Annotated in this window: 13 protein-coding genes; 10 read left to right on the forward strand and 3 right to left on the reverse strand. The window is 70.5% G+C overall.

Annotated features, from left to right (window positions below):
- Positions 1-22 precede the first annotated feature (22 nt).
- The 7 genes from M4D53_RS12165 to M4D53_RS12195 all read left to right on the forward strand — a co-directional run bounded on the left by M4D53_RS12165 (position 23) and on the right by M4D53_RS12195 (position 12165).
- Positions 23-1711: an ABC-F family ATP-binding cassette domain-containing protein gene (locus M4D53_RS12165; RefSeq protein WP_259954250.1), complete on the forward strand. Its 1689-nt coding sequence runs from the start codon at positions 23-25 to the stop codon at positions 1709-1711.
- A gap of 45 nt (positions 1712-1756) precedes the next feature.
- On the forward strand, positions 1757-2872 hold the full coding sequence (locus M4D53_RS12170) for a GuaB3 family IMP dehydrogenase-related protein (RefSeq protein ID WP_025103746.1): 1116 nt from the start codon (positions 1757-1759) through the stop codon (positions 2870-2872).
- A 57-nt stretch (positions 2873-2929) separates the two neighbouring features.
- The gene (locus M4D53_RS12175) at positions 2930-3688 is read left to right on the forward strand and encodes an SURF1 family protein (RefSeq protein ID WP_187664106.1); all 759 of its coding nucleotides are present in this window, start codon (positions 2930-2932) and stop codon (positions 3686-3688) included.
- Between the two features lie 240 nt (positions 3689-3928).
- Positions 3929-8569 (forward strand): ExeM/NucH family extracellular endonuclease, encoded by a 4641-nt coding sequence (locus M4D53_RS12180; protein WP_259954251.1) that lies wholly within the window; start codon positions 3929-3931, stop codon positions 8567-8569.
- 103 nt (positions 8570-8672) lie between these two features.
- Positions 8673-9185 carry a DUF3817 domain-containing protein gene (locus M4D53_RS12185; protein WP_060922041.1) on the forward strand — a complete coding sequence of 171 codons (513 nt, stop codon included), beginning with the start codon at positions 8673-8675 and terminating at the stop codon, positions 9183-9185.
- Positions 9182-10768: a glutamine-hydrolyzing GMP synthase gene (gene guaA / locus M4D53_RS12190; RefSeq protein ID WP_136052711.1), complete on the forward strand. Its 1587-nt coding sequence runs from the start codon at positions 9182-9184 to the stop codon at positions 10766-10768. The genes M4D53_RS12185 and guaA overlap by 4 nt, the downstream gene beginning before the upstream one ends.
- An 8-nt stretch (positions 10769-10776) precedes the next feature.
- A complete protein-coding gene (locus M4D53_RS12195) occupies positions 10777-12165 on the forward strand; it encodes a glycosyltransferase (RefSeq protein WP_187663440.1) in 1389 nt (462 codons plus the stop codon).
- Between the two features lie 56 nt (positions 12166-12221).
- Here the strand turns inward: M4D53_RS12195 and M4D53_RS12200 are convergent, their stop codons facing one another.
- Complete coding sequence (locus M4D53_RS12200) at positions 12222-14318, reverse strand: glycoside hydrolase family 10-like protein (protein WP_259954254.1); 2097 nt, start codon at positions 14316-14318, stop codon at positions 12222-12224.
- 183 nt (positions 14319-14501) lie between these two features.
- On the opposite strand from M4D53_RS12200, the gene M4D53_RS12205 reads away from it, so the two are divergent.
- Together M4D53_RS12205 and M4D53_RS12210 are read left to right on the forward strand one after the other, a co-directional pair.
- Positions 14502-14930 carry a YciI family protein gene (locus tag M4D53_RS12205; RefSeq protein WP_259954256.1) on the forward strand — a complete coding sequence of 143 codons (429 nt, stop codon included), beginning with the start codon at positions 14502-14504 and terminating at the stop codon, positions 14928-14930.
- 13 nt (positions 14931-14943) lie between these two features.
- Positions 14944-16239, forward strand: a complete 1296-nt coding sequence (locus tag M4D53_RS12210; protein ID WP_259954257.1) for an RNA polymerase sigma factor — start codon at positions 14944-14946, stop codon at positions 16237-16239.
- 97 nt (positions 16240-16336) lie between these two features.
- Here the strand turns inward: M4D53_RS12210 and M4D53_RS12215 are convergent, their stop codons facing one another.
- The gene (locus M4D53_RS12215; RefSeq protein WP_187663444.1) at positions 16337-16609 is read right to left on the reverse strand and encodes a GlsB/YeaQ/YmgE family stress response membrane protein; all 273 of its coding nucleotides are present in this window, start codon (positions 16607-16609) and stop codon (positions 16337-16339) included.
- 159 nt (positions 16610-16768) lie between these two features.
- Entirely contained in the window at positions 16769-17689 is a 921-nt protein-coding gene (locus M4D53_RS12220; protein ID WP_259954258.1) for a Bax inhibitor-1/YccA family protein, read from the reverse strand.
- A 91-nt stretch (positions 17690-17780) separates the two neighbouring features.
- Between M4D53_RS12220 and M4D53_RS12225 the strand changes: the two genes are divergently transcribed.
- Positions 17781-18767: a glycerophosphodiester phosphodiesterase family protein gene (locus tag M4D53_RS12225; RefSeq protein WP_259954259.1), complete on the forward strand. Its 987-nt coding sequence runs from the start codon at positions 17781-17783 to the stop codon at positions 18765-18767.
- Positions 18768-18769: the final 2 nt, after the last annotated feature.

Genomic DNA, 18769 nt, shown 5'->3' on the forward strand with positions numbered 1-18769 from the left:
GGGCGGAAGGACGGCCACGCCTGTGGGGTACATCGACGCATCCGGGATCTCACTGACGCTTCCCGACGGCAGACCGCTTCTCGACGAGGTGTCGTTCCGGGTCGGGGCGGGCTCGACCAGCGCTCTGATCGGGCCGAACGGGGCGGGGAAGACGACGCTGCTGCGGATCATCCGCGGCGAGCAGCCGGCCGACGACGGGGTGGTGACCATCGACGGCGGACTCGGCGTCATGGACCAGTTCGTCGGGCACGGCGAGCCGGGCCAGACCGTGCACGAGCTGCTCGTGCGGGTGGCTCCCACCCGCCTCCGTGCCGCCGCGGAGGCGCTGGAGGCCGCGGAGAACGCCCTCATCGATCGCGACGAGCACGACACCCAGATGGCCTACGCCTCCGCCATCGCCGAGTACGCGGACGCCGGCGGATACGAGCACGAGACCGTGTGGGATCAGTGCACCGTGGCAGCGCTCGGCGTGCCGTTCGAGCGGGCACGGTACCGCGAGCTCACCTCCCTCTCCGGCGGAGAGCAGAAACGGCTCGCCCTGGAGGCGCTGCTCCGTGGCCCCGATGAGGTGCTCCTGCTCGACGAGCCGGACAACTACCTCGACGTGCCGACCAAGCGGTGGCTCGAGGAGCGGCTGCGCGCCACGGACAAGACCGTGCTGCTGGTGTCGCACGACCGCGAGCTCCTCGCCAGAGCCGCCGATCGGCTGATCACGCTGGAACCCGGTGCGGCGGGGTCGACCGCCTGGGTGCACGGCGGGAGCTTCGCGACCTACCATCAGGCGCGCGCCGATCGGATGGACCGGCTCGACGAGCTGCGCCGGCGGTGGGACGAGCAGCATGAGAAGCTCCGCATCCTGGTGGCGAACCTCAAGGTCAAGGCGTCCGCGAACGACGGCTTCGCGTCCCGGTATCAGGCGGCGCAGACGCGACTGCGGAAGTTCGAGGAGGCGGGCCCGCCCGAGGAGCGGCCCCCGGCGCAGGAGTTCGACATGCGCCTCCGCGGGGCCAGGACCGGGAAGCGGGCGGTCGTGGCTGACCGACTCGAGCTGACCGGTCTCATGCGGCCCTTCGACACCGAGATCTGGTACGGCGACCGGGTGGGCGTGCTCGGGTCGAACGGCTCAGGCAAATCGCACTTCCTGCGACTGCTGGCCCGCGGTGGCACCGACCCGGATCCGTCCCTGGGACATGTGACCGCGGTCGCGGAGGACCTCCGCCCCGTCGAGCACACCGGACGCGCGGTGCTGGGCGCCCGCGTGGTGCCGGGGCTCTTCGCGCAGACCCACGCGCACCCGGAGTTCGTCGGCCGCACGCTGCTGGAGATCCTGCATCGGGGGGACGACCTCCGCGACGGCATGCCCCGGGACGCGGCGAGCTCGGCCCTGGACAGGTACGGCCTCGTCCGCCAGGCCCAGCAGGCGTTCGAGTCGCTCTCCGGCGGACAGCAGGCGCGGTTCCAGGTGCTCCTGCTCGAGCTGTCCGGCGCGACCCTCCTCCTCCTCGACGAGCCCACCGACAACCTCGACCTGGAGTCGGCCGAGGCGCTGGAGGAGGCGCTCGGACGCTTCGAGGGCACCGTGGTCGCGGTCACCCACGACCGATGGTTCGCTCGCTCCTTCGACCGGTTCCTCGTGTTCGGCACGGACGGCGAGGTCTACGAATCCGACGAGCCGGTCTGGGACGAGCGGCGGGTGGCGCGTGCACGCTGACCGCCGCGGAGGCCGCCGGGCGCCGGGTAGGCTGGACGGGTGACCATGGAGATCGAGCTCGGCCGAGGAAAGCGCGCGCGTCGCGCGTACACGTTCGACGACATCGCGGTGGTGCCCTCGCGGCGCACGCGGAACCCCGAGGACGTGTCCACCGCATGGACGATCGACGCCTTCGGCTTCGAGATCCCGGTGCTCGGGGCGCCGATGGACTCGGTCGTCAGCCCGCGCACCGCGATCATGCTCGGGCAGCTCGGCGGCCTGGGGGTGCTCGACCTCGAGGGGCTCTGGACCCGGTACGAGGACCCGGAGCCGCTCCTCGCCGAGATCGCCGGCCTCGCGGAGGACCGCGCGACCGTGCGCATGCAGGAGCTCTACTCGGAGCCCATCAAGCCCGAGCTCATCACCCGCCGACTCGCCGAGATCCGCGAAGCCGGCGTCACCGTCGCCGGCTCCCTCACCCCGCAGCGCACGCAGGAGTTCTACGACACCGTCGCCGCGGCCGGCGTCGACCTGTTCGTCATCCGGGGCACGACCGTCTCCGCCGAGCACGTGTCGAGCGTGGCGGAGCCGCTGAACCTCAAGAAGTTCATCTACGACCTCGACGTGCCGGTGATCGTGGGCGGAGCCGCGACCTACACGGCGGCCCTGCACCTCATGCGCACCGGTGCCGCCGGCGTGCTCGTGGGCTTCGGCGGCGGCGCGGCGTCCACCACCCGGGCCACCCTCGGTATCCACGCGCCCATGGCCACCGCGGTGTCCGATGTGGCCGCGGCTCGCCGTGACTACCTCGACGAGTCCGGCGGGCGCTATGTCCACGTGATCGCCGACGGCGGCGTCGGCACCTCCGGCGACATCGTGAAGGCGCTCGCCATGGGCGCAGACGCCGTCATGCTCGGGGTCGCCCTGGCTCGCGCGACGGACGCTCCCGGCCAGGGATTCCACTGGGGCCCCGAGGCGCACCACCCGAAGCTGCCCCGCGGACGACGCGTCGAGGTCGGCGGGATCGGCACGCTGGAGGAGATCCTCTACGGTCCGGCGCCGGTCGCCGACGGCACCGCGAACCTCATCGGCGCGCTGCGCAAGTCGATGGCCACCACCGGGTACTCCGATCTCAAGGAGTTCCAGCGGGTGGAGGTCGTGCTGGCCCCGTACGAGGCCTGAGGTCTCCGCATCACCGTGACCGCACCTGCTCCCTTCCCGCCGACCCTTCGTGAGGTCATGCTGCGGGGACGCTGGATCGCGATGCTGCTGCTGTGCCTCGTCGTCGCCGGGGTGTTCGCCTGGCTCGGCCAATGGCAGCTGGAGCGGGCGATCGAGACCGATCCACCGGCGCCGGGGGCGACCGAGCAGGTCCGGCCGCTGGACGAGGTCGTGCAGCCGGGGGAGTACCTCCCCGAGCCCCTCGTCGGGCAGCGCGTGGAGACGGAGGGCGTCTGGGTCCCCGGGGACTTCCTCGTCGTGGGCAGCCGCTTCAACGACGGCGCCGAGGGGTACTGGGTCACCGGACAGCTCCGGGTCGACGAGCGCGTCTCGCTGGCGGTCGCCATCGGCTGGGCGCCGGATCGCGAGGCCGCCGACGCCGCCGTGGAGCGTCTGGAAGCCGAGGCGGACGGCGGCGTGGTCGAGGTCGCCGGTCGCGTCATCTCGGATGAGGGTCCGTCGGTGCCTCCGCGCTCCGATCCGGAGCAGATGGACCGGATGTCCCCGGCCGCTCTGTTGAGCCGCTGGCACGACATCGAGCAGCTCGACGTCTACCGTCCGTATCTCGCCTCCACGACCGCCACGGCAGGGCTCGACGACATCGCCTCGCCCGCGCCGGAGGAGCAGTCCCCGGTCAACTGGCTCAACGTCTTCTATGCCGCCGAGTGGGTCATCTTCGCGGGCTTCGCGTTCTACCTCTGGTACCGCCTGGCGAAGGACGCCTGGGAGCGCGAGGTGGAGGAGTTCGAGGACGCCGAGGGGTCAGCGGCCGTCTGACACCACTGCGCATCCGCGCGACGGGCGCTGCGCTTCTGCGCGCCGCGGGGCCGGCGTGTGAACCTTCGTCAGGGGGCGTCGCGGCCATTCGGTGAGCGCTGGATGACCAATGGGAAAACTCCGTTGAGGATGTCCGAACCGCTCCGTATGCTCGCTCCATGTGCGCACACTGGGAGTTCCCGATGTGTGCGATGACAGCGTCCTGAGCAGCGCCGGAACACGATCGAGGAGACAGCACCGATGATGTCCGCTCCTGAGCACGGGGAGACCCTGACCCCCGTCTCGCACCGCAGAATCCGAGGGCGCGTGGGCGCTCTCGCCGCGACGTGCGTCGCCGCCCTGAGTCTCGGCTCGCTGGTGGCCGCGCCCGCATCGGCGAACACCGAGGGCACCGGGGTGGTGATCAACGAGGCCTATCTGTCCGGCGGCAGCGCCGGGGCGGCGTTCACGAACAAGTTCGTGGAGCTCTACAACCCGACGACGGCGCCCGTCACGCTCGACGGCATGTCCCTGCAGTACCGCTCCGCGGCCGGGACCGGCGCCTTCAACGGCGTCGCACCGCTGAAGGGGACGATCCCGGCGGGCGGCTACTTCCTCGTGCAGGCGAACAGCAACGGCACCAACGGCGCCGCGCTGCCCACTCCCGACGCCACCACGACGCTGAGCCCGAGCGGCACCAACGGCACCCTGGCGCTCGTCGAGGGCACCGCGGCGGTGACCCTCACCCCCGGCTCGACCGTCGGCGTGGACGGGGTGATCGACCTCCTCGGCTACGGCACCTCGAACACCTTCGAGACGGCGGCGGCCACCGCCCCCACCAGCAACACCGACGTCCGGTCGCTGAATCGCACGGACGGTGCGGACGCGGACGACAACAAGGCCGACTTCGCACTGTCGGCGACCATCACCCCGCAGAACTCCGGCGGCACGGATCCCGGCACCGACCCGGGCGAGGAGCCGGGGACGGAGCCGAAGGCCGCCACCATCGCGGAGGTCCAGGGCACCGGCGACGTCTCGCCGCTCGCCGGACAGCGCGTCCGCGTCGAGGGCGTCGTCACGGCGGACCACCGGACCGGCGGCTACAAGGGCATCGTGATCCAGACGCAGGGCTCGGGCGGCGAGACCGACGCGACCCCGGGCGCCTCGGACGGCGTGTTCGTGTTCCTGAACGCGCTCGCGCCCACGCTCGAGATCGGCGACCTCGTCTCGGTGGCCGGCACGGTGAGCGAGTACTACGGTCAGACCCAGATCGCCCCTGCCGCGGTCGCGGACGTCTCGGTGGTCACGGCCGGCGTGGGCGTGCCCGCGCTCACGCCGCTCCCCGACACCGTGCGCGGTGCCGACCGCGAGCAGTACGAGAACATGTACGTCGCCCCGACCGGCACGTACCGGCTCGCGTCGAGCCACCAGCTCTACAACTACGGGGCGCTGTGGCTGAACGCCGGCGACGACCTCAACGTCAAGAGCACCGAGACCACGCGTCCCGGGGCCGACGCCGCCGCCATCGCGGCCGAGAACCGCGCCAACCGCATCCTGCTCGACGACGCCTGGTCCATCCAGGTGACCAACAACGGCCACCCGGGCCAGCAGCCGTACTTCACGGAGGACACGGTGGTCCGCAACGGCGACACCGTCGACTTCGGGTCCAACGGCTACGTGCTCCAGTGGGGCTTCGACGACTGGCGTCTGCAGCCGGTGGTCCCGATCGACGACGCCTCCCCCGCGGAGCGCAAGGTCACCTTCGAGGCGACGAACCCGCGCCCCGCGGAGGCTCCGGAGGTGGGCGGTGATGCGCAGGTGGCGTCGTTCAACGTCTACAACTACTTCACGACGCTGAAGAGCGAGGACGCCGACGCCCGCGGCGCGGCGAACGCGGCCCAGTTCGCGATCCAGAAGTCCAAGATCGTCTCGGCCATCAACGGCCTCGACGCGGAGATCGTGGCGCTGATGGAGATCGAGAACTCGGTCAAGCTGGGCAAGCCCGTCGACACCGCCCTCAAGGACCTCGTCGCCGGCCTCAACGCCGACGCGGGCTCCGACGTGTGGGACTACGTGCGCACCCCCGAGGCTCTGCAGGACCCGGCGACCACGGACTACATCACCAACGCGATCATCTTCAAGAAGGACGCCGTGAGCACGGTGGGCGACAGCGCCACCGTCACCGACGAGTCCGTGTGGGGCAACGCCCGCGAGCCGATCGCCCAGGCGTTCGACATCGACGGCCGCGTCGTCACCGTCGTCGCCAACCACCTGAAGTCGAAGTCCCCGCCGCAGGGCGCCGGGGCCGAGCCCGCCGACGGTCAGGGATTCTTCAACGCCGACCGGGTGAAGCAGGCGCAGGCCGTCCTCGACTTCACCGACGAGCTGGCCGAGAGCAGCGGCAGCAGCGACATGCTGCTGATCGGCGACTTCAACGCCTACGGGCAGGAAGACCCGATCGACGTCTTCACCTCGCAGGGGTGGAGCGACGTCGCCGCCGACAAGGCCGCAGGTCAGTACACCTACACGTTCGACGGCGAGCTCGGCTCGCTCGACCACGTGATCGCCTCGCCCTCGCTCGTCCCGTCGATCACGGGCGCCGGTGTGTGGGGAATCAACTCCCCCGAGTGGAGCGACCGCGGCTATGCGTTCGGCGCCGCCGAGGAGGGCACCCCCTACCGGTCCAGCGATCACGACCCGATCCTCGTCGGCGTCTCCTCGGAGATCCCGCCGGTGAGCATCGACGTAGTGACGGTGAACGACTTCCACGGCCGTATCGAGGCTGACGGGGCGGCGGCGGGAGCTGCCGTGCTCGCCGGCGCGGTGCAGCAGTTCCGTGCGGCGAACCCGAACACGATCTTCGCCGGAGCCGGCGACCTGATCGGGGCGTCGACGTTCACCTCGTTCATCAACGACGACAACCCCACGATCGACGCGCTCAACGCCGCCGGTCTGGACGTGAGCGCGGCGGGCAACCACGAGTTCGACCAGGGCTGGGAAGACCTGCGCGACCGGGTGCAGGAGCGCGCGGACTGGGAGTACATCTCCTCGAACGTCTTCCTCACCGAGACCGGTGAGCCCGCGTTGGCCCCGGCCTGGGTCAAGGAGCTCGACGGCGTGCGCGTCGGATTCGTGGGCGCCGTCACGGAAGACCTCGACTCGCTCGTCTCGCCCGAGGGCATCGCTGATCTCGAGGTGCGCAGCATCGTCGACTCCGTGAACGCCGTGGCCGACGACCTGCGCGACGGGGACCCCGCCAACGGCGAGGCGGACGTGGTGATCCTGCTCGTGCACGAAGGCGCGGAGAGCACCGCGCTGTCCGCGATCACCGAGGACTCGCCGCTGGGCGAGATCGTCTACGGGGTCGACGACGACGTGGACGCGATCGTCTCGGCGCACACGCACCTCGCCTACAACCACGTCATCGATGGCCGGCCGGTCGTCTCGGCGGGGCAGTACGGCGAGAACCTCGGCCTCATGAACATCCAGGTCGACCCGAAGACGAAGGAGCTGCTCTCGATCACCAACGAGATCAAGCCCCTCACGGCTGCGGGCAAGCCGCTGTACCCGGCGGTGCCGGAGGTGCAGGCGATCGTCGACAAGGCGAAGGCGGAGGCCGACGTGCTGGGCGCCGTGAAGGTCGGCGACATCACCGCCGACTTCAACCGTGCGCGGCAGACCAACGGCTCGGAGAACCGCGGTGGCGAGTCCACCATCGGCAACTTCGTCGCCGACGTGCAGAAGTGGTCCACGGGTGCGGACATCGCTCTTATGAACCCGGGCGGCATCCGTGCCAACCTGACCTACGCGTCGAGCAACGCCGACGATCCGAACGGCAACGTCACCTACCGGGAGGCGGCGACCGTCCAGCCGTTCGCCAACACGCTGGTCACGCTGACCCTCACCGGCACGCAGCTGAAGGGCGTGCTGGAGGAGCAGTGGCAGCCGGCCGGATCGGCGCGACCGTTCCTCAAGCTCGGCGTCTCCGAGGGGCTGGTCTACACCTACGACCCGACGGCGGCCGCGGGTTCGCGGATCACCTCGATCACGCTGAACGGCACTGCGATCGACCCGAACGGGGAGTACACGGTGGCGGCGAACTCCTTCCTCGCTGCGGGCGGCGACAACTTCGCCACCTTCAAGGAGGGCGCGGGCAAGCGGGACACCGGCAAGATCGACCTGCAGTCCATGGTCGACTGGTTCGACGCGAACAAGACGGCCTCGCCCGACCTCGCCCAGCGTGCGGTCGGCGTGACGGTCAGCCCGGCAGACGCCGACGGCTACCGCGCGGGCGACCAGGTGACCGTCTCCCTCTCCTCGCTGGCCTTCAGCGGGGGCGAGGCGGCTCCGGGAGCCGTCACCCTGTCGCTCGGTGACACGCAGCTCGCGGCTGGCACGGTCGACCCGACCATCGTGGACACCACGGACGAGGGCGGGCGCGCCACCCTCACCTTCACGGTGCCGTCCGGGGTGTTCGGCGAGCAGCAGCTCACGGTCGAGGTCCCGGCGACGGGCACCACGGTGCAGGTGCCGTTCACGATCGCCGGCGAGGAGGAGTTCGCGGGGACCATCGCGCTCGGCTCCTCGAAGGTGGCCGCGGGCAAGAAGCTCGCGATCACCGGCGAGGGCTACCAACCCGGCGAGACCGTGACGGTGGAGCTCCGCCCGAAGAAGGGCCAGGGCGTCGAGGTCGGCACGGTGCAGGTCCGTCAGGACGGCACGTTCAGCACCTCGGTGACGGTGCCGAAGAACGCCCAGCCCGGGAAGTACACCGTCGCGGTGGCGCAGGCGGACGGGGACGAGGCTACGGCCACCGTGACCGTCAACCGGGCCGGCGGTATCGGCGGGATCATCAAGGACATCGTCGACTGGCTGTGGGACCTCCTGACCGGATGGTTCTGACGCCGATCGGCGGATGACGTGGCGGAGGCCGTCGGGGCGACCCGGCGGCCTCCGTCGTTTCCGCGGGGTCGGGGTGGCGCGCCCCGCCGACTAGACTGGGGGCATGCCCGAACCGAAAGTCGCCAGCTTTCCGGCGATCCGCGGTGCGCTGAAGTTCTACCAGATCGCGTCGATCATCACGGGAGTCATGCTGCTCCTGCTGCTCGCCGAGATGGTGCTGAAGTACACGCCGATCCACCTCGAGCTCTTCGCCGGAGGGTCGGGCGGCCCGCTCTGGTTCGCCGGCGTCATCGCCGGACCGGACTGCCAGTGGTGGTCGCTGTTCGCGCCGTGGACGAACTCCTGCGAGATGACCTCCCTCGGGGACGGCTTCAACATCTCGCTGTTCATCCTCGTCGCCCACGGCTGGTTCTACGTCGTCTACCTCTTCGCGTGCTTCCGCATGTGGAGTCTGATGCGCTGGCGGTTCCCGCGGTTCATCCTGCTCGCGCTCGGCGGCGTCGTGCCGCTGCTGTCGTTCTTCATGGAGGCGGTCGTCGCCCGTGAAGTCAAGACCTATCTCGCCACCAGGGAGGCCGCCGAGGCCTCCGCGATCGCCCCGGAAGGTGTCCGTTGACCGAACAGTCCGAGACCCAGCAGCGCCCCGCGCTCGTCGTCGACTTCGGCGCCCAGTACGCGCAACTCATCGCCCGCCGCGTGCGCGAGGCCGGGGTCTACAGCGAGATCGTGCCGCACACCGCCACCGCGGAGGAGATCGCCGCGAAGAACCCCGTCGCCATCATCCTCTCCGGTGGTCCGTCCTCGGTGTACGAGGAGGGTGCACCGAAGCTCGACCCGTCGGTCTTCGACCTCGGCGTCCCCACGCTCGGCATCTGCTACGGCTTCCAGTACATGGCGCAGACCCTCGGCGGCGAGGTCGCGCACACCGGCCTCCGTGAGTACGGCGCGACCGATGCCGTCATCTCCGGTGACGGGGGCACGCTGCTCAGCGGGCAGCCGACCGAGCAGAACGTGTGGATGAGTCACGGTGACCAGGTCGCGAAGGCCCCGGAGGGCTTCGAGGTGCTCGCGACGACGGAGGCCACGAAGGTCGCCGCCTTCGCGAACGAGGAGCGCGGTTTCTACGGCGTGCAGTGGCACCCCGAGGTCAAGCACTCCGACCACGGTCAGCGTGTGCTCGAGAACTTCCTCCACAAGGGTGCCGGTCTGGCATCCGACTGGAACCCCGACAACGTGATCGCCGAGCAGGTCGAGCGTATCCGCGAGCAGGTCGGCGACGCCCGGGTCATCTCGGCGCTGTCCGGCGGCGTGGACTCCGCCGTATCGACCGCCCTCGTGCACAAGGCCATCGGCGACCAGCTCACCGCGGTCTTCGTCGACCACGGCCTCCTCCGCAAGGGCGAGCGCGAGCAGGTCGAGAAGGACTACGTCGAGTCCACCGGCGTGCGGCTCATCACGGTCGACGCCGCCGAGACCTTCCTCGGTCACCTCCAGGGCGTGACCGACCCGGAGGAGAAGCGCAAGATCATCGGGCGCGAGTTCATCCGGGCGTTCGAGAAGGTGCAGCTCGACCTCGTCGAGGAGGCGAAGGCCGACGGCGGCGCCCCGGTGAAGTTCCTCGTGCAGGGCACGCTCTACCCGGACGTCGTGGAGTCGGGTGGCGGTGCGGGCACCGCCAACATCAAGTCGCACCACAACGTGGGCGGGCTGCCGGACGACCTCGACTTCGAGCTCATCGAGCCGCTGCGGGCCCTCTTCAAGGACGAGGTCCGCGCGATCGGTCGCGAGCTCGGCATCCCCGAGGCGATCGTCGGCCGCCAGCCGTTTCCGGGGCCCGGCCTCGGCATCCGGATCATCGGTGAGGTCACCGCTGACCGTCTCGAGATTCTGCGTGAGGCCGACGCCATCGCCCGCGAGGAGCTGACCAAGGCCGGCCTCGATCAGGAGATCTGGCAGTGCCCCGTCGTGCTCCTCGCCGACGTGCGCTCGGTGGGCGTGCAGGGGGACGGCCGCACCTACGGGCACCCGATCGTGCTGCGTCCGGTCTCCAGCGAAGACGCCATGACGGCCGACTGGACGCGCCTGCCGTACGACGTGCTGTCGAAGATCTCGAACCGGATCACGAACGGCGTCCGTGACGTCAACCGCGTCGTGCTCGACGTCACGTCGAAGCCGCCGGGGACGATCGAGTGGGAGTAGGGGGCACGATGCCCCCGGTCTCGGCGCCTGTCCTCCCGGACGCCGAGTACCTGGTGCTGTCCAGCCGCCTGATCCCGGGGCTGGACGGCGGGTACACGATCGCCACGCTCGCGCGCGCCCGGCTGTTGGCCGCCGCAGGGGCGGGGGAGGGCGCGGGTCCGCAGCTGCTGACCTTCGACCCGGGGACGGCGGCCGAGCACGCCGAGCACCGTCGCGTGTTCACCGAGCGCGGCGCGCTCACCGCCCGCGATCGCCTGCGGAACCTCTTCGACGAGGCGGTCGCGCCGGAGGGCGGAGCCGCCTCCTGGCTGCGAGACGCGGCCGACGCTGCGGTGGCGGCCGACCCCGACGTGGAGTACCGGGTGCTCGCGGACCCCGAGGGGCGCCCCTTCGCGGCGCTCCCGGTGATCCCGGGCAACCCCGACTGGCACCTGACGGATGAACCGGTGCTGGTGTACGACGGCGCCGGCGTGGTCGTCGGTGCGCTGCACGGTTTCCGCGGACTCTACGGTGCCTGGCTCGGGCACGTCACCGCGGCGGTGGGGGACCGTCCGATCGTCGTGATCTGCGAGTCCCGCCAGCTCGGTGAGCTGATCGCCGATTGGGTCGACCCGCGCGTCCGCATCCTGCACCCCATCCACACCATGCACGTGGAGGCGCCCTACACGCCCGACGCGACCCTCAACACGCTCTGGACTCGCTGGTTCCGGCTGGCCGACCGCTTCGACGCGGTCATCTGGCCGACGGCCACGCAGCGGGACGACGTCGTGGCGCGGTTCGGTGAGGCCGCCAACCATGTCGTGGTGCCGAACCCCATCGCGCCGGTCGAGCGCCGTGACGACCTGCGCGAGGAGGGCCTCGTGGTCGTGCTGGGGCGCCTCGCCGCCGGCAAGCGCATCGACCATTCCATCCGTGCCTTCATCGAGGCGGACGTGCCGGGCTCCCGGATGGAGATCTGGGGCACGGGAGCAGAGCAGGAGCGGCTGGCGGCACTGATCGCCGAGCTCGACGCCGCGGACCGCGTGCGTCTCTGCGGCTACACCGCGGATCCGGCCACCGTTCTCGATCGGGCATCCGTGCTCGTCACCTCCACGGCGTTCGAAGGGCAGCCGCTGGGCATCGTCGAGGCCCTCCTGCACGGCACCCCCGTGGTGTCCTACGACGTGCGGTACGGCATCCGCGACGTTCTCGGTGCGGGCGGCGGGGTTCTCGTCCCCGCGGGCGACGTGGAGGCGCTGGGGGAGGCGCTCCGGGAGCTGCTGACCGACCAGGACCGTCTGGCGGCGCTGCGTGCCGAGGCGCCGGCCGTCGCGGCGGCGTGGAGTCCCGAGCGCTCGATGGAGGCGCTGGCCACGACCATCGCCGCCGTCGTGCAGGCTCCGTCCCGGCGCCGCTGAACGCGACCGTCGCGACCGCCGGGAGGTCGCGAGCGGCCCCCCGGCGGTCGATGGCGTCATCGCGTGCGGCGCCCGTGTGCGGCCACGACCGTGGTGACGGCGCCGGCGGCCAGTAGCAGGCCGCCCAGCACCAGAGCGACGATGGGGGCGTCGCCACCCGTCGCCGCGAGATCACCGCGCTCGCCACGCGTGGCCCCGCCCCCGGGTGCCGTGACGCCGTCCTCACCCGCAGCGCCCGGGTTCGACGGGCTGCCGGGGTCCGTCGGTCCGGTCGGATCCGTCGGAGTCCCCGGGTCGGTCGGGTCCACCGGCTCGTCCACGGCGACAGCCACCGGCGCACTCTCGACGGCGGCGGCATCCAGCGCGGTCACCACCCAGGTCTCCGTCGCAGCGCGCGCGGCGGTGGGGGCATCGTCGGCGGGGAGGGGGAAGCGGAACGACGCCGCGCCGCCTGCCCAGACCGTGTCCACCAGCGCGCCCGGCGTGGCGACGATCTGCGCTGGATCACCGGTTCCGCGATAGATCGCATACTGGCGGGCCTCCTGCGCGTCCCCGGCTTGCCAGCGGAGCTCGCCGTCGATGACCTCGGGGGCCGCCGGGGTGGCCACCTGTCCGTCCGAGAGCCAGGGCTTGGCCGGAACGAGCGTGGGGTGGGCGAAGGCCTCGCCCTCGAGGAGCTCGATCGCGGTGTTCTTGGCCTGGTGTTTGGGCTGCTGATCGGCGGGGAGAGAGCTCAGATCGCTGGGCTTCATGTCGTTGTAGCTGAACAGGACGCTGCCCTCGATGCCGTCGAGCTTCTGGTTGTACCGGATCTGGTTCGGCACCTCCTCCGGGTTCATCCAGGCCTGCTCCCAGCCGCCGTTGTTCACGTGCTTGTAGAGCGCGTGCCCCACGTACACCTGGGTGCGGCTGCCGGCGGCCACGTCGCTCCACCACTGCGCGAGCTCCCCGTAGGGGGCGGCGGCCTGGTCGAAGCTCCAGTAGATCTGCGGCACGATGTAGTCGATCAGGTCGTCCTGGACCCACCCGCGGGTGTCGGCGAAGACCGCCTGGCTGTACGTCTGTGACGAGCTGGTCGGCGTGTGGGATCCGGCCGGGTCCAGCGCCTCGTGCTCCCAGATCCCGAACGGGCTGATGCCGAGCTGCACGGCGGTGCCGCGGGCCGCGTTGCCGGCAGCGATCGCGTCGTCGACGAGGGTGATGAGACGCGTGATGTTGTCGCGCCGCCACGCCTCGATGCCGTCCACGGTGTCGGGGTAGCCCGCCGTGAGGCCGAACTCCTCGAAGGTCGCGCGGTCCTCGCCCTGCGCGCCGAAGAACACGTTCTGGCCGTCGACGGTGATCCGGTACGGGTAGAAGTAGTCGTCGAAGTGGATGGCGTCGACGTCGTAGTTCTCCGTGATCTCGGCGACGGTGGCCGCGACGTACGCGGGGACCTCGGGCTGGCCCGGGTCCAGGAACAGCTTCTCCTCGAACGACAGCACCCAGTCGGGGTGCTGCACGGCGAAGTTGTCGTCGGCGAGGATGCCGGCGTCGTTGAGCGCCGCGATGTACTGCGGGATCGAGAGCGCCTTCACCTCGTCCGCGGTGAGCCCGAGTGCGGTGAGGATCGCGGGAGACGTCATCTTGGTGTTGGTCACACGGTAGGGGTTCAGCCAGGCGTGGAACTCCATGCCGCGCGCGTGCGTGGCCTCCACCATGCGCTGCAGCGGGTCGTACCCGGGATCGGCGCCCTGGGTGCCGGTGAGGAACTCGGACCACGGGTTGAGCGCCGAGGGGTAGTAGGCGTCCAGCAGCGGACGCACCTGGAAGATCACGGCGTTCATGTTCCAGGAGGCGAAGTCGTCGAGCACCGTCGCGTAGCGGGCGTCGAAGTCCGCTGCATCCGTGGGCTTGCCGAAGTTCAGGTTGCCGATCGTGCCGACCCAGGCGCTGGAGAAGCGGCGGTTCTCCGGCGTCAGCGTCGTGGGGATGGCGACCTGCTCTCCGGATCCCGGATAGGTGTACACGGGCTCCGTGCTGTAGCCATAGGCGCCGGAGGTGTCCTTGACGTACCGGGTCAACGGCTCCTCGTCGGGGGCCGCTCCGGCGGTGGTGGGGAGCGCCAGCAGGAGCAGGGCGGCAGCGGCGGTGGCCGCGATGCGTCTCTTCATCGAGTCTCGTCCGATCTGGAAAACAATTTCCATTGAAAGGGTGTGAACTGAAACTCTATGCCTTCAGTGCGTCCTCGAGAAGTCAACGAAAGACGTTCCACCCCGATGTCGATCTCCGCTGTTCCCGTTCGACGTCTGTGATGAGAGGGTCGAGGAACGGCCCTTCGGAACAAGGAGAACATCATGAAGTTCATGCTCATCATGCGCGCGACCGACGACGCGGTGGCGGCCTACCAGGAGATGCCCTTCGAGCAGGTCATCGAGGCCATGGGCCGATACAACGAGTCGATGATGAAGGCGGGCGTCCTCGTCGCCGGCGAGGGCCTGACCGACGCGGCGGAGGGCTTCGTCATCGACTTCAGCGCCGAGAAGCCGCTCCTCACGGACGGCCCCTATGGGGAGACGAAGGAGCTCTTCAACGGCTTCTGGATCATCGAGGTGTCTTCGCGCGAGGAGGCCGCCGAGTGGGCGAGCCGGGCGCCGCTGGGGCCGGGGTCGTTCCTCGAGGTGCGCCGGGTGACCGGCCCCGAGGACTTCCCCGCCGACAACGAGTGGATCGAGAAGGAGGCGGGCTGGCGGGAGGAGCAGGCTCGCCGTACCGAGCAGGCGTGAGGCCGCTCCGCTGATGGACGGCTCCTCGGACCCGGGGACCACCTCGGCCGCCTCTGCGCAGGAGGCGGCCGAGCGGGCTGTCGCAGCGGTGTGGCGCATCGAGTCCGCGCGCATCGTCGGCACGCTGACGCGGATGGTCGGAGACTTCGGCCTGGCGGAGGATCTGGCGCAAGAGGCCCTTGTCGCCGCGCTGCGGCAATGGCCCGTCGAAGGGGTCCCGCGCAACGCCGCGGCGTGGCTCACGGCCGTGGCGAAGCGGAAGGCGGTGGACGGGTGGCGCCGCCGCGAGCGGCTGGACGATCGTCTCGCTCTGATCGCGCACGAGCTCGAACAGGAGCAGGCGCAGGTGCCGGACCTGCCGTGGGATCCGGACGCGGTGGACGACGACGTGCTGCGCCTCCTCTTCATCGCGTGCCACCCGGTGCTCTCGCGGGAGGCGCAGGTCGCCCTGACGTTGCGGGTCGTCGGCGGTCTGTCGACCGGGGAGATCGCCCGCGCCTTCCTCATCCCCACAGCCACGGTGCAGCAGCGGATCGTGCGCGCGAAGAAGACGCTGGCGGCCGCGCACGCGCCGTTCGAGGTGCCACCGCGGGACGAGCATCCGGCGCGGCTCGGTGCGGTCCTCGGGGTGCTCTACCTCATCTTCAACGAGGCTCACGCAGCCAGCAGCGGTCCGGAGTGGATGCGGCCGGAGCTGAGCGACGAGGCCATCCGGCTCGCCAGGGTGCTCGCCGCGCTGCAGCCTCGGGAGCCGGAGGTGCACGGCCTGCTCGCGCTCCTGGAGCTCACGGCCGCCCGCTTCCCTGCGCGTACCGACCGGAACGGGGACCCGGTGCTGCTCGCCGATCAGGACCGCGGACGCTGGGACCGCAGCCGGATCGCGCGGGGGAGAGCGGCTCTGGCGACGGCGGACGGACTCGGCCGGGGTCGCGGGGCGTACGGTCTGCAAGCAGCCATCGCCGAGTGCCATGCCGTCGCGCCGTCCGTGGAGGAGACGGACTGGGATCGCATCGTCGTGCTCTACGAGGCACTGGGCCGGCTCACCCCGTCTCCGGTGGTGGAGCTGAACCGCGCGGCCGCCGTGGCCATGGCGACCGGGCCTGCCTCCGCCCTGCGGCTGCTCGATGAGCTGAGCGCGTCCGGGGTGCTGCGCGGGTACCATCTCCTCCCGGCCACGCGCGGCGAGCTGCTGCGTCGGCTCGGCAGGGAGAGTGAGGCGCGCAGCGAGTTCGCGGTGGCCGCAGGGCTGGCCGGCAACGACCGCGAACGCCGACTCCTGGAGCGCAAGGCACGTGGAGCCGAGGGCTGACCGGCAGCGGCACGAAAAAGACCCGCCCCTCACGGATGCTCTCGCAGCCGTGAGGGACGGGCGTGGGTGACGCGGAGCGCGTCGAGTGGGGTCTGCGTCAGTCGTTGACCCGCTGGCTGCGGCCGGCGATGAGGCCGTAGATCAGCAGCACGATGATCGAACCGCCGATGGCCAGGAGCCAGGTGCCGAGGTCCCAGAACTCCGTGAGCGGACGGTTGAGGATCAGGCTGCCGAGCCAGCCGCCGAGCAGGGCGCCGACGACGCCGAGCAGCAGGGTGATGAACCATCCGCCGCCCTGCTTGCCGGGCAGGATCAGCTTCGCGATGGCTCCGGCGATGAGGCCGAGAAGAAGAAAGCCGAGAAAACTCATGGTCAGCTCCTTGGGTCAGGAGCCCCGGGGTGCCGGGGCTTCGTGGTATCCACTGTGGCGGGTCGCCGGACCGCGTGCCAACCCCTTGCGCGCACCGTCCCGGATATGGCAAAGGCCCGCCTCCGCAGGGAGACGGGCCTTTCGTGGTGCCGTATCGCGTCAGTTGTTGCCGCGGGCGATCGCGATGATCCGCAGGATCTCGACGTAGAGCCAGACGACCGTGACCATGATGCCGAAGCCGCCGAGCCAGCCGTACTTGCGCGGAGCGCCGTTGCGGACGCCCTGCTGGATCTGGTCGAAGTCGAGCACCAGCGAGTACGCCGCCATGATCACGACGAGGACGCCGATGATGAGGCCGAGCGGGATGCCCATGACCTTCATGCTCAGGAGACCGAAGGCGTTGTCGTTGATCCCGGTCCACATGAGGACGAGGTTCAGGAGCGAGAAGACCAGGTAGCCGATCATCGCGATCATGAAGATCTTGGTCGCCTTCTTCGAGGCGCGGATCTTGCCGCTGGCGAAGAGGGCGAGGGTCACGCCGACGACCGAGACGGTCGCGAGCGTCGCTTGGAAGACGATGCCGGGCCAGCGGACCTCGAAGAACGCCGAGATGCCGCCGATGAAGAGGCCCTCGAAGGCCGCGTAGGCGAAGATCAGCGCGGGGCGGACCTTCTTGCGCGAGGTGAAGGTGATCACCATCGCCAGCACGAAGCCGCCGAGCGCCCCGAGGGCCCAGGGCAGCACGTTGACGGCGGCGGGGTTGTACGGGTCGTACCGCGGCACGTCGAGGCCGCCGAGCGTCAGCACCCAGCCGACGGCGGCGGTGACGAGGAGGATGCCGAACAGGCCGGCGGTCTTCCACACGGTGTCCTCGACGGACATCCGGTCGGTCTCGAGGGCGCCGGCCGCGGGGGCGGCGTACATGCCCTCGAGCTGCGCGTTGGCGGCGGCATCCATCGCACCGTGCTGGAGCGACGCGGCCTGTGCGCCCTGCGCACCCTGGGGGGCACCCGGGTAGGTCGCGACGTTGCGCGGGTCCTGCTGCTGGAAAGCAGGATTGTTGAAGGCGAAGTTGCTCATCAGGTGGGCCTCACTCCAAAGGGGGGTCGTAGGTCGCTTTCCTCCACGATACCCGGGCGGCGACACTCCCGGGGTGCCTTACGCTGTGAGCGTGCCCAGCAAATCCCCGCTCGTCATCGGGCATCGCGGCGCTCCCGGCTACCGCCCCGAGCACACCCGCTCGTCCTACGAGCTCGCCCTCGCGATGGGGGTCGACGCCGTCGAGCCGGATGTGGTCGCCACCAAGGACGGCGTCCTTGTCGTGCGGCACGAGAACGAGATCTCCGGCACCACCGACGTCGCCGATCACCCGGAGTTCGCCGACCGCCGGACGACGAGGCGCGTGGACGGCGCCGCGCTGACCGGCTGGTTCACCGAGGACTTCACCTGGGAGGAACTGTCCACGCTGCGGTGCCGGGAGCGGCTGCCGAAGATCCGGTCGTCCAGCGCCTCCTTCGACGGCGCGGAGCCGATCCTGCGTCTGCGCGACGTGCTCGACCTGGTGCGGGCGGCCGCGGCCGCTCAGGGGCGGGAGATCGGCGTCGTGCTCGAGGTCAAACACGCCACCCACTTCGCGAGCATCGGGCTCGACCTCGCGCCCCTCATCGCGCAGGAGCTGCGGGATGCGCGGTGGGCGGTGGGGGAGTTGCCGCTCATCGTGGAGAGCTTCGAATCGACCGTGCTCGGACAGCTCCGCGCCGCGGGCGTCGCCGCGAGCTTCGTCTACCTCGTCGAGGCGGCGGGACAGCCGTACGATCTCCTCGTCGCGGAGGGAGCAACCGCCCTGAGTTACCCGGAGACGGTGGTGCCCGAGAACCTCGACCGTCTGGTCGGGCGGGTCGACGGGATCAGCGTCGACAAGAAGATGCTCCTCGTTCCGGGGACGACGCTGGTGTCCGACGCCCATGCCCGCGGTCTGACCGTCTTCACCTGGACCTGCCGGCCGGAGAACGCCTTCCTCGCGGCGCCCCACCGCGGGCCGGGAGGCAAGAGCGCGTTCGGGCACTACGAGGCGGAGTGGGGCGTGATCGCCCGGCAGGGCGTGGACGGCGTCTTCGTCGACCACCCCGATCTCGGCGTCGCGTTCTTCCGCGGCTGACC

This window comes from Microbacterium meiriae (assembly GCF_025143875.1).
GTDB lineage: Bacteria > Actinomycetota > Actinomycetes > Actinomycetales > Microbacteriaceae > Microbacterium > Microbacterium meiriae.

Bases quoted from the DNA above. Each gene is read 5' to 3' on its own strand.
- M4D53_RS12195 (WP_187663440.1), top strand. From the start codon at position 10,777: ATGCCCCCGGTCTCGGCGCCTGTCCTCCCGGACGCCGAGTACCTGGTG.
- M4D53_RS12205 (WP_259954256.1), top strand. From the start codon at position 14,502: ATGAAGTTCATGCTCATCATGCGCGCGACCGACGACGCGGTGGCGGCC.
- M4D53_RS12210 (WP_259954257.1), top strand. From the start codon at position 14,944: ATGGACGGCTCCTCGGACCCGGGGACCACCTCGGCCGCCTCTGCGCAG.
- M4D53_RS12220 (WP_259954258.1), bottom strand. From the start codon at position 17,689: ATGAGCAACTTCGCCTTCAACAATCCTGCTTTCCAGCAGCAGGACCCG.
- M4D53_RS12180 (WP_259954251.1), top strand. From the start codon at position 3,929: ATGATGTCCGCTCCTGAGCACGGGGAGACCCTGACCCCCGTCTCGCAC.
- M4D53_RS12215 (WP_187663444.1), bottom strand. From the start codon at position 16,609: ATGAGTTTTCTCGGCTTTCTTCTTCTCGGCCTCATCGCCGGAGCCATC.
- M4D53_RS12185 (WP_060922041.1), top strand. From the start codon at position 8,673: ATGCCCGAACCGAAAGTCGCCAGCTTTCCGGCGATCCGCGGTGCGCTG.
- M4D53_RS12170 (WP_025103746.1), top strand. From the start codon at position 1,757: ATGGAGATCGAGCTCGGCCGAGGAAAGCGCGCGCGTCGCGCGTACACG.
- M4D53_RS12200 (WP_259954254.1), bottom strand. From the start codon at position 14,318: ATGAAGAGACGCATCGCGGCCACCGCCGCTGCCGCCCTGCTCCTGCTG.
- M4D53_RS12175 (WP_187664106.1), top strand. From the start codon at position 2,930: ATGCTGCGGGGACGCTGGATCGCGATGCTGCTGCTGTGCCTCGTCGTC.